The organism is Lacinutrix venerupis (assembly GCF_001971745.1).
In the GTDB taxonomy this organism is placed as follows: domain Bacteria; phylum Bacteroidota; class Bacteroidia; order Flavobacteriales; family Flavobacteriaceae; genus Lacinutrix; species Lacinutrix venerupis.
Genome location: NZ_CP019352.1, coordinates 1,860,375 through 1,877,753, shown reverse-complemented (window position 1 = coordinate 1,877,753; position 17,379 = coordinate 1,860,375). Strand labels below are relative to the sequence as shown.

The window sequence follows — 17,379 nt, the reverse complement described above, 5'->3', positions numbered from 1 at the left end:
TGGTATTTTAAAATAACTCATATTTTTTTTGTGTTATGACAACCTGTCACATTTTTTCTAATGGCATAATCATTGACTTATTCCAATCGTAAATATTAATTAAAACAAACTTTCGCTTACGCGGAAATATAAAAACAAAAACATAAATTATGAGTAAGATTATTGGAATCGATTTAGGAACTACCAACTCTTGCGTTTCTGTAATGGAAGGTAACGAGCCAGTAGTTATCCCAAATGCTGAAGGTAAAAGAACAACACCATCAGTAATCGCCTTTGTAGAAGGTGGAGAAATTAAAGTTGGAGATCCAGCAAAAAGACAAGCAGTAACAAACCCAACAAAAACTGTTTATTCTATTAAACGTTTTATGGGTAACAAATATTCTGAGTCTAAAAACGAAGCAGAACGTGTACCATATAAAGTAGTAAAAGGAGATAACGATACACCTCGTGTAGATGTTGACGGTCGTTTATATACGCCACAAGAGTTATCTGCAATGGTATTACAAAAAATGAAGAAAACTGCTGAAGATTACTTAGGGACTTCAGTAGGAGAAGCTGTTATTACTGTACCAGCATACTTTAACGATGCACAACGTCAAGCTACAAAAGAAGCTGGTGAAATTGCAGGTTTAAAAGTACGTCGTATTATTAACGAGCCAACAGCAGCAGCTTTAGCTTATGGTATGGACAAAAAAGGAACAGACCAAAAAATAGTAGTATTCGATTTTGGTGGTGGAACACACGATGTATCTATCCTTGAATTAGGAGATGGTGTATTTGAAGTTTTAGCTACAGATGGTGATACGCACTTAGGTGGAGATGACGTAGATGAGAAAATTATTAACTGGTTAGCCGATGAGTTTAACGCTGAAGAGTCTATGGATTTACGTAAAGATCCAATGTCTTTACAACGTTTAAAAGAAGCAGCAGAAAAAGCTAAGATTGAGTTATCGTCTTCTGAGCAAACAGAAATTAACTTACCTTATATAACTGCTACTGCATCTGGACCAAAACACTTAGTACGTACATTAACTCGTTCTAAATTCGAGCAGTTAATTGACGATTTAGTTAAAAGAACTATTGAGCCTTGCCAAGCAGCATTAAAATCTGCAGGATTATCAAAATCTGATATTGATGAAATTATATTAGTAGGTGGATCTACACGTATTCCAGCGGTACAGCAAGCAGTAGAAAAATTCTTTGGAAAAGCGCCAAGTAAAGGTGTAAACCCAGACGAAGTTGTATCTTTAGGAGCAGCAATTCAAGGTGGAGTTTTAACTGGAGATGTTAAAGATGTATTACTTTTAGATGTAACACCTTTATCATTAGGTATTGAAACAATGGGTAATGTAATGACAAAACTTATTGAAGCAAATACTACAATTCCAACTAAAAAATCGCAAGTATTCTCTACAGCAGCAGACAATCAACCTTCAGTGGAAATCCACGTATTACAAGGTGAACGTGCCATGGCAGGAGATAACAAAACAATAGGACGTTTTCACTTAGACGGTATTCCACCAGCACAAAGAGGTGTACCACAAATTGAAGTAACGTTTGATATTGATGCTAACGGAATTATTAAAGTTTCGGCTACAGATAAAGCTACAAACAAATCTCAAGATATTCGTATTGAAGCATCTTCTGGTTTAACTGAAGAAGAAATCCAGAAAATGAAAGCAGATGCTGAAGCAAATGCAGAAGCAGATGCAAAAGCAGCAGAAAATGCTAAGAAATTAAACGAAGCAGATTCTATGATTTTCCAAACGGAAAAACAACTTAAAGAATTTGGTGATAAATTATCTGATGATAAGAAAGCTCCAATTGAAGAAGCTTTAACAGAATTAAAAGCAGCTTACGAAACTAAAGATATTGCTGTAATCGAGCCAGCGTTAGAGAAAATTAACGAAGCTTGGAAAGTAGCAAGTGAAGAAATGTACAAAGCACAGCAAGAAGCACAAGGTGGAGCACAAGAAGGTGGACCAACTGATGCAGGAGCAGGAGCTAAAGGACAAGCATCTGATTCTACAGATGATGTTGAAGATGTAGATTTTGAAGAAGTAAAATAAGCATGTTGTCATTCCGTGTAGAATGCGGAATTCATAAATATAAAAAACGCAATCATTATTTTGATTGCGTTTTTTTATACTCTTATTTTAATAATAATTTGTTACTTTTTTACTGCTTCTACCAATTCTAGCAAATCTACATTTACATTGGTAGTAAATATGCCATAATTTACTACAGCTTTATTTTTTTCTAGCGTATCTATGGTGCCAATTGCACGACCATCGTGCATTCTTACGCGATCACCAATTTTTAAAACAGGTTTAGGTTTTTCTGTTACAAGTTTAGCTTTCGCTTTTTCTTCTTTCTTTTTTTTACGAATAACTTCTACCTTTTTCTCTGCTTCTTGCTTTATTTGTTTCTCTTTATTTTTTTCTGCTTTAGCTTGTTTTGCAGATATCTTTTTACGCTTAGAGTTTTCAATTTGTACTAGCTTAAAAAGTTCTGCCATAAGCTCACGTTTTCTTTTGTCTCTAAAATACTTCTCGGAAATATCGTTAACCTTTTGTCCTAAATAAATTAAACGCTGGTTACTGTCGTACAATTCTTGGTAGTTTTCTAGTTTTTTTTGAATTTTAGCATTTATTTCCTCAAGTTTATCTGCTTCAGATTGTTTTTTCTTTTCATTTACTTTTAAAGATTCACTTGTTTTTTCAAGCTTTGCTCTTTGCTTTTGCAATTTAGCAATTGTAGCATCAAACCTCACTTTAGAACGTTCTATTTTCTTTTTAGAACGGTTTATTAAACTATACGGAATTCCATTTTTTTGTGCTACTTCAAAAGTAAACGAACTTCCTGCTTGACCTAATGCTAACTTGTACATAGGTTCTAATGTACGTTCATCGAACATCATGTTAGCATTTATCATTTCATCTTTTTCATTAGCTAACATTTTAAGATTAGCATAATGTGTAGTAATTATACCAAAGGCATTTCTGGCATAAAATTCTTCTAAAAACGTTTCAGCTAAAGCTCCACCTAATTCTGGATCGGATCCTGTACCAAATTCGTCTATTAAAAATAATGTGTTTTTATTTACTTTCTTTAAAAAGTAATTCATTTGTTTTAAACGGTAGCTGTAAGTACTTAAATGGTTTTCTATGGATTGGTTGTCTCCAATATCTGTAAGAATTCTGTCGAAAATTGTAACCACACTACGCTCGTGAACAGGAATTAACATGCCACTTTGTAGCATTAATTGCAGTAAGCCAACTGTTTTTAATGTAATACTTTTTCCTCCAGCATTTGGTCCAGAAATAACAATAATTCTACTATCGTTATTTAATTGTATGGTTTGCGGAAAGGTCTTTTCTTTTTTTTCTAAATTATTTAAATATAGAATAGGATGGTAGGCGTCGCGCAAAAACAATTCTTTTTTATCGCTAATTTCTGGTAAAATAGCATCCATAGATTTAGCGTATTTTGCCTTTGCAGCAATAACATCTATGGCAATTAAAAACGTTTGATATTGTTCTATTAACGGTAAAAAATCTCGTAAAAAATTAGTGACATCTTTTAAAATACGTACAACTTCTTCGCTTTCTTCGTATTCAAGATTATTAAGTTCTCGTGTGTGTTGTAGCGTAGTTTCAGGTTCAATATAAACAATGCTTCCTGTTTTACTTCCACCCATAATAGCACCTTTAACTTTACGTCTATACATAGCTTTTACAGCTAAAACACGTTTGTTTTCTACTACAGATTCCCTAATATCGTCTAAGTAATCTAAATTATGGTATTGGTTTAAAGCCGATGTAAAACTTGAATTAATTTTGCCTTTAAGCACGTTCATAGATTGTCTAATCTCGTAAAGTAGAGTAGAGGCGTTATCTTTTACATCTCCAAAACGATCAACAATACTGTCTATTTTTTCTATAATTACAGTAGTAACTTCTATACGTGAAGCAAATTGTTTTAGGTTTGGATAGTATTCTTCAAATTTATTTAGAAACTTAACAATCTCGTTTGCTGTTATCGAGATAGATACAATTTTTTTTAAACTATGTGTTTCTAAATAGGTGTTTTCAATATTTAATAATTGTAACTCTTTAGTAATAGCATCGAAACCATGATTTGGTATGCGGTTATCATTATAAAATGACGATACATATTCATTTGTTAATTGTAAGGCGTTTAGTAATTGTTCTTTATCTCTATAAGGTTCTATAGTTAAAGCTTCTTTGTTGCCTAAATTGGTAACACAATATTCGCTAATTTGTTCTAAAACAGTAGCAAACTCTAAATCTTGTAGTGTTTTTTTGTGGATATTTATCATAGTATTATTCCTGAATAAACAGGAATCTGAAAATTGTTTCTTTTATAGCTTAACAAAGTTACGGAATAGAAGTGAGATTATGAATTTTGAAGGAGTTCGCTTAACGGTTTAGTATAACCGTCAGTTACGGGTTAAATTAGCGATTATTTTCGGTTTAGCACTGACGTTAGCAATTCCGAGTGGATTCGGACGTAGTCGAATCCGCCGTAATTGCGGTTATACATTGTTGGCATGTCGTTTTTTATTAATTTTCTTTACAACACTTCAAGGACGGGAACCAATTATTATTTCAATTCGTTCAGACGAAAGGCCTGTTTTTTCTACTACTCGCGTGTTGATATTATTTTTATTAAATGTTCCATTGATAGTATTTCCCATTGAGTCTTGTTTTACTGAATTTTCACGAATTATTACACCTGAGCCAACTCCACCAATTATTATTTCCTCCCAGACTCCATCAACTTCCCAACCAGCCTCAATTAAGACTTCTTTAATTGTGTTTGCGAATCTAATAGATTCTCTATCTCCTTGAATACCCATTAAAACCACTTTTATAATTGGAAGATTTTTCAAGTCTTCTAAAAGATTATTTCTTTGATTTGGTTTGAGTGTTCTCCCAACTTGTTCGTCTTCTAACTTTTTTAAATATTTCGATTGCTTTGAATTATCTATTGCAGTAATAATTAGTCCAAGGACAAGCATTAAAACAGAAACAATGTCAAGATGAAAATCATTAATTCCAGTAAAAATTGACTTTATCAAATCACGTAAAAGACCTATTCCAATTAAGCCTCCAAAAAGTGCAATAAAAAATCCTAACCAGAATCTCATGTTCTAAATTTTGTTTTTAGCGTTGTGTTAAATGCATGCCAAATTTCTCTAATATGAAACGATGGAATGTTTTCTATCATTCGTTAAGCGAAGTTAGATTTTTACAGTTTTTAAATCAAGAGAATTTAATCTTTTGATAGCTAAGTTTTTAACAATTGATTGTGTATATGTTATAGTTTTTAAAGAAAGTGTATCACGAAATTGATTGACAATCAATTAATCTTATTATTTAGTCTTTTAAATCGTAAACAGAGTACATGTTTTTGTCTATCATTTTTTTAGGAATTGTACTAAATATAGCATTTCTAATAGAGGTTCCTGTGTTTAAGTTTGCAATCTTACCAGTGAACCAGGATTGTTTTACAATACTATTAACGCGCTTAAAGCGTTTTTTTTCAAATTGTTCAAAATTATTTTTATTGGGATGTTTTGCTATTAATTTTCCTAAGTAGTAAGCATCTTCAATAGCTTGTGCTCCGCCTTGTCCCATGTTAGGCGTTGTAGCATGTGCGGCGTCACCAATTAGGCATATGTTACCTTTTTGCCAACTTTTTATGGGTTTTAAATCGGTAATATCGTTTCTTAAAATATGATTTATTTCTGTTTTATTAATTAACTCATTAACCAAAGGATGAAACTCTTTAAAATAGGAGGTGAGCTTATTTTTTAAAACCGTTTTGTCATCTTTTTGAAAAGCTTTACTGTTTTTAACGGCAAACCAAGAGGTTTCTGTTTCCGAAAGTTGAGACAGCCCAAACCTAATGCCTTTTCCCCACATTTCTATACCTCTATCCTTATATTCTAAAGGTAAGGGATGTTGCATAACACCACGCCAACAGGTTTGGCCAGAATAACGTATTTGCGATTTAGGAAACAATTGTGCTCTTACTTTAGAATCTATGCCGTCTGCAGCAATAAGATATTTACTTTTTATAGTGGAGCCATCTTGAAAAGCAATAGTTAAAGCGTCTTGTTCTTCTTTATAAAATTTAAAGGCTTTATTCCAGTGTATTTTTTCCTTTGGTATAGATTGTATTAACGCTAACTGTAGTTTAGCACGATGTATGGCAAGTGTTGAAAAACCATATTTTTCTTTAGCTGGTAGTTGACTACTATCGGCCAAAGGTTTTAGTTTTTGATTAGCTAATGTAATTCGATTAACAACATTTCCAACTTTAGTTACAGTGTCTAAAACACCAGCAAACTCCATAACTTGTAGTGCATTTGGCGCTAACCAAATACCTGCACCTAATGCGTTTGGACCTTTTGCTTTTTCAAATAATTGATACTTAATGTTTAATTTCTCGAAGACTAGAGCAGTAGTTAAACCACCAATTCCAGCGCCTATAATAGTGTACATTTAAGTTTTTTTTCTTCTTATAAATATACGGAAACAGTCATTACTAATAAAGTAAATACAACCAAAATAATAAACAAAGGCATTATAAATTTTAGCCATTTATTAAAGCCAACTTTTACTATGGCTAATGAGGCTAAAATTAATCCTGTTGGGTTTATTAAGTAAAATAATCCCATACCATATTGATAAGCATTTACTACAATTTCGCGTCCAACGCCTACACCATCGGCTAAAGGCGACATTATTGGCATTGTTAATACTGCCATTCCTGAAGAACTTGGAATAAAAAATGAAAGTGCCGCATAAATACCTGTTATAGCATTTGCAAATACACCTTTGTTCATTCCATTTGTAACATCGCTTGCATAATATAACATGGTGTCGCTTATTAAGCCATCTGCCATAATTACGGTTATACCACGTGCAATACCAATAATTAATGCTACTCCTAATAAATCTGAAGCGCCTTTTACAAATGTATCCACAAATGTAGATTCTTTTATGCCGGTTATAATTCCTATTATAATGGCTCCAACTAAAAATGTAGCTGTCATTTCTACAAACCACCATTCTAAAAATACAACACCGTAAATCATAATTGCAAAACACATTGAAAAAACAAATAAAGCTAAACGTAAACGTGTAGTAAAATTCACTGTTTCTGTTGTGTTAGTAGAAAATAATGCTGCTATTTGTTGTTGTTGATCGTAAATTATTGATTTTGTTGGATCCTTTTTTACTTTACTTGCATAGCGTAAAATATATATAATACAAATAGTTAAACAAGATAGAAGCATTATTAATCTTCCTACTGCTCCAGTTGTCCAGTTTATTCCTGCGGCATCACTAGCTATAATACTACTAAATGGATTTATTGTTGAGCACATAGTACCAATAGAAGAGCCAATAAATATAGAGGCAACACCAACTAAAGCATCGTATTTAGCAGCTAAAAATACTGGTATTAAAATAGGGAAGAAGGCAATAGTTTCTTCGGCAAAGCCAAATGTTGTACCACCAATGGCAACTAAAGTTGTAACTAAAATAATTAGGATAAACTCTCTGCCTTTTAAGGCATTGGCTAACCATGCAATACCAGCATCAAAAGCACCAGTGCTATTTATTATGCCTATTAATCCGCCAATGATTAAGACTAAAAATATAATATCTGCAGCTTCAATAATACCTTTTACAGGAGATTTTATAAACTCGAATATTCCTTGAGGTTTTGCTTCTAATTGTTTGTAAGTATTTGGTATGTTTATAGCTTTATAAATATCGCCACTTGTAAATTTTTCTAAAGGAATTTTAATAGCTAAACCATCTAAAGTTTCTTGTGTGGCATGCAGGCTTATAGACTTTTCGGAATTGGCTTGTGTAAAATTATTAGTTTCTTTATTATAAACTAAAGTGTCGTATTTACCTGCTGGTACAACCCAAGTTAAGAGTGTAACTAATGCTGCTATTATAAGTAAAATGGTTTGTGCTGTTGGGAATTTAAGTGTTTTCATGCTTGGTATTACTGCATAAGCAGAAATTTATTTTAGAATATTTATTTGAGTTACGTTTTTCAATTTTATTTTAAAGGACAAAATCGTGAAATTTCTTTAACAATACTAAATATAGTATTATTTTTATTTTCAATTTTTAAAAAAGAATGACAATAGATATTCACGATAGCTGGAAGCCATATTTAAAAAATGAATTTAATAAACCGTATTTTGAGTCTTTAATTCAATTTGTAAAATCTGAATATAAAAACGAGCAATGTTTCCCGCCTGGACCATTAATTTTTAATGCTTTTGAAAAGTGTGCTTTCAACGATTTAAAAGTTGTTATTATTGGTCAAGATCCATATCATAATTTTAACCAAGCTAATGGTCTATGTTTTAGCGTTAATGACGGTGTAAAACATCCACCTTCATTAATTAATATATTTAAAGAAATTGAAAACGATTTAAATATTCCATATCCTATAAGCGGAAATCTAGAACGTTGGGCAGAGCAAGGTGTTTTTTTACTAAATGCTACTTTAACCGTTCGGGCTCACGAAGCTGGAAGTCACCAAAAACAAGGTTGGGAAACGTTTACAGATGCTGTAATACAAACTATTAGTGATAATAAAGAAAATGTAATATTTCTGCTTTGGGGAGGTTTTGCTAAGAAAAAAGCTAAGCTTATTAACTCCAAAAAACATTTTATTTTAAGTTCAGGTCATCCTTCGCCATTAAGCGCAAATAGAGGCTATTGGTTTGGTAATAAACATTTTAGTGAGGCTAATAATCTTTTAAAAGCTAACGGTTTTAAAACTATAAATTGGTAATTTTTAAAACATTATAATCTATAAGTGTAAAAGTTACTAGTTTATAAAATACTATGTCAAAATCATCTTTATTTAAAATATAGTATAGTTTATCGCTAATAGAATGAATATTTGATTTATTGTTTGATAAAGACGAAACAAGTGTTTTGACCTGTTTCATTTTATTATCACCAGCATTTAAATGCTTGCCACAACCTTTAAAATCTATACTAAAAGGACTTATGTTTTTTGAAAAAGGTTCTTTAATGTTTGTAATTTTATTATCTGCTAAACTTCTTAATAGTTTTAAGTAACTCTCTCCGGAATTATCTTTTATTTCTCCTATAGATAATAAATATAGTTCGTAACTATAAATTGCATTTTTTAAATGTTCTTCAGAATGAATATTATTAGAGTTTAAGCAGTCTATAAAAAGAGCATTAGCTTTTGCAGAATCTTTACAAGCATAAGTTAGTAATAAGAAAAAGTATAATAGAAAGTTAACTGTCTTCACATTATAAATTTTCGACTAAATCTTCATATTTCCATTTTTCAGGAATAATATTTAAAGCAAACAACTCGTCTTGGACTTTTGCTATTGTTTCTTTACTAATGTTTTCTTGCGACCACTCGGTTAAACTTAACCATTCTTGCACATCTTCTAATTCTTGTTCGTAACGATTTGCAATCATTCTGTCTATACTTGGAATATCTTTAAATTCTGAAGTTGTATTGTTTACAATCTCTAAAATGGTTTTAATATCTGCTTTATTCTCTGTTAAAAAATCTTCACGAACAGCAATAACAAAGCAAGGCCACGGTGTTGGTAAATTACCAATACGTCTAAAAACGCCTTTGTCTACTATAGGTTTTGTCATGAATTTTTCCCACATAAAATAGTCGGCTGTTCCTTTTGTTAAGCCTTCTACAGCTCCATCAAGATTTTTAATAACTTCAAAGTTTAAATCTTTTTCTAAATCCCAACCGTTATTTTGTGCGTTTACGTAAGCCATTAAATGTGAACCTGAGCCGTAACGACTAATTGCTGCTTTTGTTCCTTTTAAATCTTCAATAGTTTTATAATTAGATTTTGCGTCTACATGGATTCCCCAAATAAGAGGCGTTTCAACAAAAACTTGAACAATTTTACAGCCATTTCCTGCGATAATATCTTTAATAATACCTTCGGTTAAAATAACAGCCATATCTATGTCTCCATCGCGAAGTCCTTTACACATAGCACCTGTGCCACCAAAATAGTCTTTCCAACGTAGGTTTATATTTGCTTCTTTATACTCAGCATTTTTTAAACCTAAATACCAGGCTAAATTAAAATGCTCTGGAACACCTCCTATGTTTATTGTTTTCATCTACTTATTCTACTAGTTTGTTTAATGTATAAACAATTAAATCGTCAACTGTTTTTGTTGGGTTTTCACTAAATTCTCCTGTGGCTCGATTAGCTATAATTGCATTCATAGATAATGCTTTGTGTCCTAAAAGATTTGATATGCCATAAATTCCAGCGGTTTCCATTTCTAAATTTGTAATGGCTTTACCGTTATAATTAAAGCTTGCTAATTTATTGTTTAATTCGTTATCCTGAAGCGCTAACCTTAAAATTCTACCTTGTGGTCCATAAAAGCCAACATTTGTAGCAGTAAATCCTTTTACGGTTTTACTAGAACTTAACTTGTTTAGTAGCTCTTTATTGCAATTAACAACATATGGATTAGATTTTGCTTCGTACCAGTTAGTGTGTTTTATTAATGCGTTTGAAATATCTTTATTTTGAAATGCCTCACTATCGTAAAAATGTAATAAACTATCAAAACCAGCAGCTAATTCACTTATTAAAAAAGAATCTATGGGAATGTCTTTTTGTATAGAACCAGAAGTACCAATTCTAACAATATTTAGAGCGGTAAGATTTTTTTTAATTTGTCTAGACTCTAAGTCTATATTTACTAAAGCATCTAATTCGTTAAAAACAATATCTATATTATCTGTACCAATTCCTGTTGAAATTACTGTAATACGTTTGCCTTTATAAGTTCCTGTTTGTGTATGAAACTCTCTTTTTTTAGTTTCGAATTCTATATTATCAAAATGTTTTGTAACGCTAGACACACGGTCTGGATCGCCAACAGTTATGATATTGTTAGATATATGTTCTGGCCTAAGATTTAAGTGATAAACACTACCATCTGGATTTAATATTAATTCTGATTCTTTAATTGTCATTTAAATACTAGCAATTAGTTTGCTCTCTTTTTTATAGTATTGATAATCTGATTTGTTTGTACCACCAAACTCAAAATCAACATTTAACATTTTTAAAAAGTTTTTTTGATGCTCTAAGGCTAGGTGTCCATTCCTATTTAATGTTAAAGTGTCTTCGGTTTCATTGTAAAATAAATCTAATTCATCTATCATACGTTTTAATTGAAGGTCTCCAAAACCATAATAGCCTTGGTAATGCAAACAATAACCTAAAAGGTGATGTCTAGATTTTATACTATGTTCTTTAATTAGTTTTAATGTGTTGTATTCTAAAGTATTGAGTCCGCTTCTTGTGTCTGGAAAACGTCTTAAATGTGCTTTTAAGCAGTTGCTTAAATATTTAAAGTTAGAGGGCCTAATAATTAATTCTTTAAATAGTGTATGGTCTTTTTCACTATAAATTCGCCAAGCTTTCTGGGCTGTTGCAATATCATCTACATTTAGCTTTATCTTGTCTTTATAGTGTTGTAATAATTGCTTTTCTGATAATTGAGCAATTCCTTTTAGGCCTTTTTCTCCTTCAACACGACCACTACACACTAAATATAAAGGTAGTTTTATTTCTTTTTGTTTTATTAAACTTATTGCGGCTATCATGTTAATATGGCAAAATAAATCGTACTCAAACCATAATACTATTTCCGTATAATTAGAAACATCGTTTAGTTTATTTAATTCCGATTTTATTTTATCTATATCATATTCGGCATCATAAGTACTTTCTAAAAATGCTTTCCTAGCTTTAAAAAAACTATTTGTATTAATTTCTTTTTGTGTTGGACCTTCGCATAACATTTCGTGCCATGTAAGTATATCTCCTTCAAAATTAAGCTTCTCTAAGTAAGTTGTTAAAGCATTGCCATTAGTTATATGTAGAGTTGTATTGCTCATTATTTATCCTCCAACACGTTTTACATTAAAACCTTTTTCTTTTAACATTGTCATTATCTTATCTCTATAATCTCCTTGAATTATAATTTTGTCGTCTTTAAAACTTCCACCAACACTTAATTTTTGTTTTAACTCTTTAGCTAAAGCTTTAAAATCTTCTGTGGCACCGGTATAACCTTCTAATATGGTAATAGGTTTTCCTTTTCGTTTTTCGTATTTACAAATAATAGGATCATCCTGCAACCAAAGACCTTGATCTTCTGTTGTAGGTTCAATGTCTTTTTCTTCGTGATCGGGAAAAAGATTTTTTAATTGGTCTTTTAAATCCATTTTTTAAGTGTGAAGTATTCAATAAAACAGTCATCAGTTTAAAATATCTACTTCTAACTGATGACTGATTACTGTTTATTTTTTAAGTCCTAATTCAATAAGACGTTGGTTTAAAAATTCTCCTGCAGTAATATCTTCGTATTGCTTAGGATTATTTTCGTCTACACAACTATCTAAAACATCTAATTTCATTTCGCTAATTGGATGCATGAAAAAAGGAATAGAGTAGCGGCTAGTTCCCCAAAGTTCTCTTGGTGGATTAATTACTCTATGTATTGTAGATTTTAATTTGTTGTTTGTGTGGCGAGATAACATGTCTCCAACATTAATCATTAATTCGTCTGGCTCTGCAATAGCATCAATCCATTCGCCATCATGATTTTGTACTTGTAACCCACGACCTTGAGCACCCATTAATAATGTAATTAAATTAATGTCTCCATGAGCGGCAGCACGTTCCGCAGCTTTAGGCTCTTCGGTAATTGGTGGATAATGTATTGGTCTTAAAATGGAATTACCATTATGTATATAGTTATCAAAATATGTTTCTTCTAAGTCTAAATGTAAAGCTAAAGCACGTAAAACATATTTTGCTGTTTTTTCTAACATTTGGTAGGCTTCTTTTCCTACTTTATTAAATGCTGGTACTTCTTTTACTTCTACATTTTCTGGATATTCTTTAGCGCGTTCTGGGTCATCTTCTACGTATTGACCAAAGTGCCAAAACTCTTTTAAATCACCTTCTTTTTTACCTTTTGCACTTTCTTTTCCAAAAGAAACGTAACCACGTTGGCCACCTATACCGGGAATTTCGTATTTACGTTTTTCTTCAACTGGAAGAGAGAAAAAGTTTTTAATTTCAGAGTATAAACTATCTACTAGTTTGTCATCTAAAAAGTGTCCTTTTAAAGCAACAAAACCAATTTCTTGATAAGCTTTTCCTATTTCATCTATAAATTTTTGTTTTCTCTTTGGGTCATCAGAAAGAAAATCTTCTAAATTAACACTTGGTATACTTGTCATCTATTACAATAATTTTTAAATCGTCTATATACAAATGTAAAGAAAAGATTGCATATTTAATAATCAATAATAATTAGCTTCATTTATCAATTTATAGTCAATAATGTTATATTTGATAAACCTTATTTACCATATTTAATATACTAATGAAATCTAACATAAAATATAAAAAAACCAAACTTTCTACTACAACTAAAATAGCGCTTTATAAAACTATGCTTAAGCCTCGTTTAATAGAGGAGAAGATGCTTATTTTGCTACGTCAAGGTAAAATAAGTAAATGGTTTTCTGGTATTGGTCAAGAGGCTATTTCGGTGGGAGTTACAATGGCTATGCAAGCAGAAGAATATATTTTACCTATGCATAGAAATTTAGGTGTTTTTACAACGCGAGAAATTCCTCTTTACCGTTTGTTTAGCCAATGGCAAGGTAAAGCAAATGGTTTTACAAAAGGTAGAGACCGCTCGTTCCATTTTGGAACTCAAGAGTTTAATATTGTTGGTATGATTTCTCATTTGGGACCACAATTTGGCGTTGCAGATGGTATTGCTTTAGCAAGTAAATTAAAAAACAAAAATCAAGTTACAGCAGTTTTTACTGGAGAAGGCGGAACTAGTGAAGGTGATATACACGAGGCTTTAAATGTTGCGTCTGTATGGCAATTACCTGTACTTTTTTGTATTGAAAATAATGGATACGGATTATCGACACCTACTAAAGAGCAATATAATTGCGAAAATTTAGCAGATAGAGCTTTAGGCTATGGCATGGAGTCTCATATTATAGACGGCAATAATATTTTAGAAGTTTACACTAAAATCTCTGAGATTACAGAAAGTATTAGAAAAAAACCACGTCCAGTTTTAATAGAGTTTAAAACATTTAGAATGCGTGGTCATGAAGAGGCTAGCGGTACCAAATATGTACCGCAAGATTTAATGGACCAGTGGGCAGAAAAAGATCCAATAGAAAATTATAGATTACATTTATTAACAGAAGGTGTTTTAACAGAAAAAGAAGATGCTATTTTTAAAGCTGAAATTAAAGCAGAAATAGATACACATTTAGATAAAACCAATGCAGAAGAAGTAATTGTTTCTACTGAAAGTAATGAATTAAATGATGTTTATAAAGATTTTGAATATCAAAACATTGAAGAATCTTCAAACACAAACGAACTGCGTTTAATAGACGCTATCCATGAAGGTTTAAAGCAGTCTATGGAAAAGCATGACGACTTAGTAATTATGGGTCAAGATATTGCGGAATATGGAGGTGTTTTTAAAATTACAGATGGTTTTGTTGAAGCTTTTGGTAAAGATAGAGTACGTAACACACCAATTTGTGAGTCTGCAATAATAGAGACTGCTATGGGATTAAGTATAGCAGGAATTAAAAGTATTGTAGAATTACAGTTTAGCGATTTTGTAACCTCAGGTTTCAATCCAGTTGTAAATTATTTAGCGAAGTCGCATTATCGTTGGAATCAAAATGCCGATGTTGTACTTAGAATGCCATGTGGAGCAGGAGTAGCGGCAGGACCTTTTCATAGTCAAACAAACGAAGCTTGGTTTACAAAAACACCAGGTTTAAAAGTGGTTTATCCAGCATTTCCAAAAGATGCTAAAGGCTTATTAGCGACAGCAATTAACGATCCTAATCCAGTGTTGTTTTTTGAGCATAAAGCACTATATAGAAGCATTCGCCAAGAAGTTCCAACAGATTACTTTACAATACCTTTTGGTAAAGCAGCAACACTAAAACAAGGTACCGATATTACTATAATTGCATATGGTCAAGCAGTACATTGGGCATTAAACACATTAGAAAAACATAAAGATATTTCTGCCGATGTTATTGATTTAAGGTCCTTACAACCATTAGATACAGAAACTATTTATGCATCAACTAAAAAAACAGGTCGTGTAATTATTTTACAAGAAGATTCACTTTTTGGAGGTATTGCTAGTGATATTTCAGCTTTAATAATGGAAAATTGTTTTGAAAGTTTAGATGCTCCTGTTAAACGTGTAGCTAGTTTAGAAACACCAATACCTTTTATAAATCATTTAGAAGATCAATATTTAGCGCGAGATAAGTTTGAAGATGAATTATTAGCGTTACTTGCTTATTAAAAAATAAAAAAACCAGTGAACCCTAATTCACTGGTTTTTTATCAATTAATCGAGTTATTATTAATATGCATAGCGTTTTGCACCATTCCATAATCCGTTTGTTGTATTGCTGAATTTTAAGATTTCTCTACTAACATGTAAATTGTTTTCAGTAATGCAATTTGTTCTTCTTAAGTTGTTAATAATAGCTTTCATAATTTAGGTTTTTGTTGATTGGTTTACTGCAATAATGTATTCCAGTATTGATTGATGATTTTTTTTTGTTATCTATAACGTCTTCTAGAATTCCAAGTGTTACTTTTTGTTCCTTCTAAAGTTCCTGATAATTGATTGTTGTTTAAAGTTCTCATAATGATTGGTTTAAAAATGATTGATAAATTATTTGTTATATTATAAAGACGACGGAAAATTAAATTTGTTACAGTACTATGTATTACAAAGTACGTATTTAACATATTTTAACATTTTTGTAAAGATTTTTTCTATTTTAAAGTGCTTTTATATTATTTGTATAATAGCATTTTATAAAGTTGACTGATAAAATATTAGAATTAATAAAATTTTAATATTTCGGTACGGTTTTTGGTTTATTTTTGACAAATACAATTTTTTATTAATAATGAAGTATAATTTATTTTTTGTTTTTACACTTTTAGCATTTTGTTTAAATGCACAAATAGATAGTGAAAATAAATCTATAATTATTCCTGCTCAAGAAGTTGAGGACCCAAAAGCAGATAACGAACTTATTATCATGCCTGAAGAAAAAAACAGTGCAGAGCCTGATAAAGAAGAAGAAAACGAAATAGTTTTACCAAAAAAAGAAAAGTTACCAGTTGCAGAGCGCAAGGAGTTTTCTATGATTAAAGAGAATAAGTTTAGAAATCCTGCCGAGTTATACCAAAAGCAATTAAAAAATGCTTTAAAATTAAGACCAGACGAAGAGAGAAAACATAATGGGAGTGAGGTAACTCAATATTTAGGAGAATATAGTACAAAAGCCAAACGCGTTAATATTATATATAGAGACCATCAAGCAGAAGATGGAGATATAATACGTGTTTATGTGAATGGAAATATAGCTCAATCTAGAGTATTACTTCAAAACCACAGTAAAGGTTTCTTTTTAACATTAGAACCTGGAGACAATATTATAGAGTTCGAAGCTTTAAATCAAGGAACAAGTGGTCCAAACACTGCAGAGTTTCAAGTCTTAGACGACTCTGGTAAAGCATTTATTACTAACCAATGGAATTTGGCTACAGGAGTAAAAGCAACTATAACAGTGGTTAAGGCAAAGGACGAAGAATAGTAAACTTTATTATTTCCTTTAATAAATCAATAGAAAATCGTATTTTTACAAAATTAATTGACAATTCAGTCAATTATTAATACTTACACAAAAAAAGAATGGCAAAGTCGCAACAGACATTTAACAAATTAGAAAAAGAAAAAAAGCGCTTAAAGAAAAGAGAAGACAAACGTAAGAAAATGGAGGCTAGAAAGGCCGCTAAGGAAGAAAATGGTACAGACGGAATACAGTTTGCTTACGTAGATTTTAACGGTAATTTAGTAGATACGCCGCCAGATCCAGAAGATAAAATTAAAGTAAAAGCAGATAATATTATTTTAGGTGTGCCTAAAAAAGAAGATTTGCCAGAAGTAGATCCAATTAGAAAAGGAAAAGTTTCATTTTACGACTCATCTAAAGGTTTTGGTTTTATTATAGATACCGAAGACCAAGAAAAATACTTTTGTCACGTTAGTGGTTTAATTGATGAAATTACAGAAAACGACAAAGTACAATTTGAACTAGAAAAAGGCATGAAAGGTTTAAACGCCGTTCGTGTTAAAAAAGTATAATATTGCTATTAACTGTGAT

17 protein-coding genes are annotated in these 17,379 nt (G+C 31.3%); 5 read left to right on the top strand and 12 right to left on the bottom strand.

The window, feature by feature from the left end; genetic code table 11:
- Positions 1–149 precede the first annotated feature (149 nt).
- Entirely contained in the window at positions 150–2,069 is a 1,920-nt protein-coding gene (gene dnaK, locus BWR22_RS08430) for a molecular chaperone DnaK (protein ID WP_076733246.1), read from the top strand.
- 101 nt (positions 2,070–2,170) lie between these two features.
- Here dnaK and BWR22_RS08425 read toward each other — a convergent pair whose 3' ends face one another.
- The 4 genes from BWR22_RS08425 to BWR22_RS08410 all read right to left on the bottom strand — a co-directional run bounded on the left by BWR22_RS08425 (position 2,171) and on the right by BWR22_RS08410 (position 8,044).
- The gene (locus BWR22_RS08425) at positions 2,171–4,342 is read right to left on the bottom strand and encodes an endonuclease MutS2 (RefSeq protein ID WP_076733245.1); all 2,172 of its coding nucleotides are present in this window, start codon (positions 4,340–4,342) and stop codon (positions 2,171–2,173) included.
- 264 nt (positions 4,343–4,606) lie between these two features.
- A complete protein-coding gene (locus tag BWR22_RS08420) occupies positions 4,607–5,173 on the bottom strand; it encodes a hypothetical protein (protein WP_076733244.1) in 567 nt (188 codons plus the stop codon).
- Between the two features lie 229 nt (positions 5,174–5,402).
- Positions 5,403–6,533, bottom strand: a complete 1,131-nt coding sequence (locus BWR22_RS08415; RefSeq protein WP_076733243.1) for an FAD-dependent monooxygenase — start codon at positions 6,531–6,533, stop codon at positions 5,403–5,405.
- A gap of 17 nt (positions 6,534–6,550) precedes the next feature.
- Positions 6,551–8,044 carry a YfcC family protein gene (locus BWR22_RS08410; RefSeq protein ID WP_076733242.1) on the bottom strand — a complete coding sequence of 498 codons (1,494 nt, stop codon included), beginning with the start codon at positions 8,042–8,044 and terminating at the stop codon, positions 6,551–6,553.
- Positions 8,045–8,190: 146 nt separating this feature from the next.
- Here BWR22_RS08410 and BWR22_RS08405 point away from each other — a divergent pair, with 146 nt between their 5' ends.
- Complete coding sequence (locus BWR22_RS08405) at positions 8,191–8,856, top strand: uracil-DNA glycosylase (RefSeq protein ID WP_076733241.1); 666 nt, start codon at positions 8,191–8,193, stop codon at positions 8,854–8,856.
- Here BWR22_RS08405 and BWR22_RS08400 read toward each other — a convergent pair.
- The 6 genes from BWR22_RS08400 to BWR22_RS08375 all read right to left on the bottom strand — a co-directional run bounded on the left by BWR22_RS08400 (position 8,843) and on the right by BWR22_RS08375 (position 13,362).
- Positions 8,843–9,349 (bottom strand): hypothetical protein, encoded by a 507-nt coding sequence (locus BWR22_RS08400; protein ID WP_076733240.1) that lies wholly within the window; start codon positions 9,347–9,349, stop codon positions 8,843–8,845. The genes BWR22_RS08405 and BWR22_RS08400 overlap by 14 nt on opposite strands.
- A gap of 1 nt (position 9,350) precedes the next feature.
- Positions 9,351–10,205, bottom strand: coding sequence for a substrate-binding domain-containing protein (locus tag BWR22_RS08395; protein WP_076733239.1), 855 nt, complete (start codon positions 10,203–10,205; stop codon positions 9,351–9,353).
- 4 nt (positions 10,206–10,209) lie between these two features.
- Positions 10,210–11,079, bottom strand: a complete 870-nt coding sequence (locus BWR22_RS08390; protein ID WP_076733238.1) for a nucleoside phosphorylase — start codon at positions 11,077–11,079, stop codon at positions 10,210–10,212.
- Positions 11,080–12,009 carry a DUF1835 domain-containing protein gene (locus BWR22_RS08385; protein ID WP_076733237.1) on the bottom strand — a complete coding sequence of 310 codons (930 nt, stop codon included), beginning with the start codon at positions 12,007–12,009 and terminating at the stop codon, positions 11,080–11,082.
- 3 nt (positions 12,010–12,012) lie between these two features.
- Positions 12,013–12,339: a translation initiation factor gene (locus tag BWR22_RS08380; RefSeq protein WP_076733236.1), complete on the bottom strand. Its 327-nt coding sequence runs from the start codon at positions 12,337–12,339 to the stop codon at positions 12,013–12,015.
- Positions 12,340–12,414: 75 nt separating this feature from the next.
- Positions 12,415–13,362: an isopenicillin N synthase family dioxygenase gene (locus BWR22_RS08375; RefSeq protein ID WP_076733235.1), complete on the bottom strand. Its 948-nt coding sequence runs from the start codon at positions 13,360–13,362 to the stop codon at positions 12,415–12,417.
- Between the two features lie 146 nt (positions 13,363–13,508).
- Here BWR22_RS08375 and BWR22_RS08370 point away from each other — a divergent pair, with 146 nt between their 5' ends.
- On the top strand, positions 13,509–15,497 hold the full coding sequence (locus tag BWR22_RS08370; protein WP_076733234.1) for an alpha-ketoacid dehydrogenase subunit alpha/beta: 1,989 nt from the start codon (positions 13,509–13,511) through the stop codon (positions 15,495–15,497).
- A gap of 60 nt (positions 15,498–15,557) precedes the next feature.
- Here BWR22_RS08370 and BWR22_RS14485 read toward each other — a convergent pair whose 3' ends face one another.
- Entirely contained in the window at positions 15,558–15,692 is a 135-nt protein-coding gene (locus BWR22_RS14485) for a hypothetical protein (protein WP_262495103.1), read from the bottom strand.
- Between the two features lie 68 nt (positions 15,693–15,760).
- On the bottom strand, positions 15,761–15,952 hold the full coding sequence (locus tag BWR22_RS08365; RefSeq protein ID WP_076733233.1) for a hypothetical protein: 192 nt from the start codon (positions 15,950–15,952) through the stop codon (positions 15,761–15,763).
- Positions 15,953–16,116: 164 nt separating this feature from the next.
- Here BWR22_RS08365 and BWR22_RS08360 point away from each other — a divergent pair, with 164 nt between their 5' ends.
- Positions 16,117–16,809, top strand: coding sequence for a hypothetical protein (locus tag BWR22_RS08360; protein WP_076733232.1), 693 nt, complete (start codon positions 16,117–16,119; stop codon positions 16,807–16,809).
- Positions 16,810–16,907: 98 nt separating this feature from the next.
- The gene (locus tag BWR22_RS08355) at positions 16,908–17,360 is read left to right on the top strand and encodes a cold-shock protein (protein ID WP_076733231.1); all 453 of its coding nucleotides are present in this window, start codon (positions 16,908–16,910) and stop codon (positions 17,358–17,360) included.
- Positions 17,361–17,379: the final 19 nt, after the last annotated feature.

What these genes read in the sequence shown, in the direction of transcription:
- dnaK (WP_076733246.1), top strand. Translation starts at nt 150, where the DNA reads ATGAGTAAGATTATTGGAATCGATTTAGGAACTACCAACTCTTGCGTT.
- BWR22_RS08415 (WP_076733243.1), bottom strand. Translation starts at nt 6,533, where the DNA reads ATGTACACTATTATAGGCGCTGGAATTGGTGGTTTAACTACTGCTCTA.
- BWR22_RS08375 (WP_076733235.1), bottom strand. Translation starts at nt 13,362, where the DNA reads ATGACAAGTATACCAAGTGTTAATTTAGAAGATTTTCTTTCTGATGAC.
- BWR22_RS08385 (WP_076733237.1), bottom strand. Translation starts at nt 12,009, where the DNA reads ATGAGCAATACAACTCTACATATAACTAATGGCAATGCTTTAACAACT.
- BWR22_RS08355 (WP_076733231.1), top strand. Translation starts at nt 16,908, where the DNA reads ATGGCAAAGTCGCAACAGACATTTAACAAATTAGAAAAAGAAAAAAAG.
- BWR22_RS14485 (WP_262495103.1), bottom strand. Translation starts at nt 15,692, where the DNA reads ATGAAAGCTATTATTAACAACTTAAGAAGAACAAATTGCATTACTGAA.
- BWR22_RS08380 (WP_076733236.1), bottom strand. Translation starts at nt 12,339, where the DNA reads ATGGATTTAAAAGACCAATTAAAAAATCTTTTTCCCGATCACGAAGAA.
- BWR22_RS08395 (WP_076733239.1), bottom strand. Translation starts at nt 10,205, where the DNA reads ATGAAAACAATAAACATAGGAGGTGTTCCAGAGCATTTTAATTTAGCC.
- BWR22_RS08410 (WP_076733242.1), bottom strand. Translation starts at nt 8,044, where the DNA reads ATGAAAACACTTAAATTCCCAACAGCACAAACCATTTTACTTATAATA.
- BWR22_RS08405 (WP_076733241.1), top strand. Translation starts at nt 8,191, where the DNA reads ATGACAATAGATATTCACGATAGCTGGAAGCCATATTTAAAAAATGAA.
- BWR22_RS08425 (WP_076733245.1), bottom strand. Translation starts at nt 4,342, where the DNA reads ATGATAAATATCCACAAAAAAACACTACAAGATTTAGAGTTTGCTACT.
- BWR22_RS08420 (WP_076733244.1), bottom strand. Translation starts at nt 5,173, where the DNA reads ATGAGATTCTGGTTAGGATTTTTTATTGCACTTTTTGGAGGCTTAATT.
- BWR22_RS08390 (WP_076733238.1), bottom strand. Translation starts at nt 11,079, where the DNA reads ATGACAATTAAAGAATCAGAATTAATATTAAATCCAGATGGTAGTGTT.
- BWR22_RS08360 (WP_076733232.1), top strand. Translation starts at nt 16,117, where the DNA reads ATGAAGTATAATTTATTTTTTGTTTTTACACTTTTAGCATTTTGTTTA.
- BWR22_RS08370 (WP_076733234.1), top strand. Translation starts at nt 13,509, where the DNA reads ATGAAATCTAACATAAAATATAAAAAAACCAAACTTTCTACTACAACT.
- BWR22_RS08365 (WP_076733233.1), bottom strand. Translation starts at nt 15,952, where the DNA reads ATGTTAAATACGTACTTTGTAATACATAGTACTGTAACAAATTTAATT.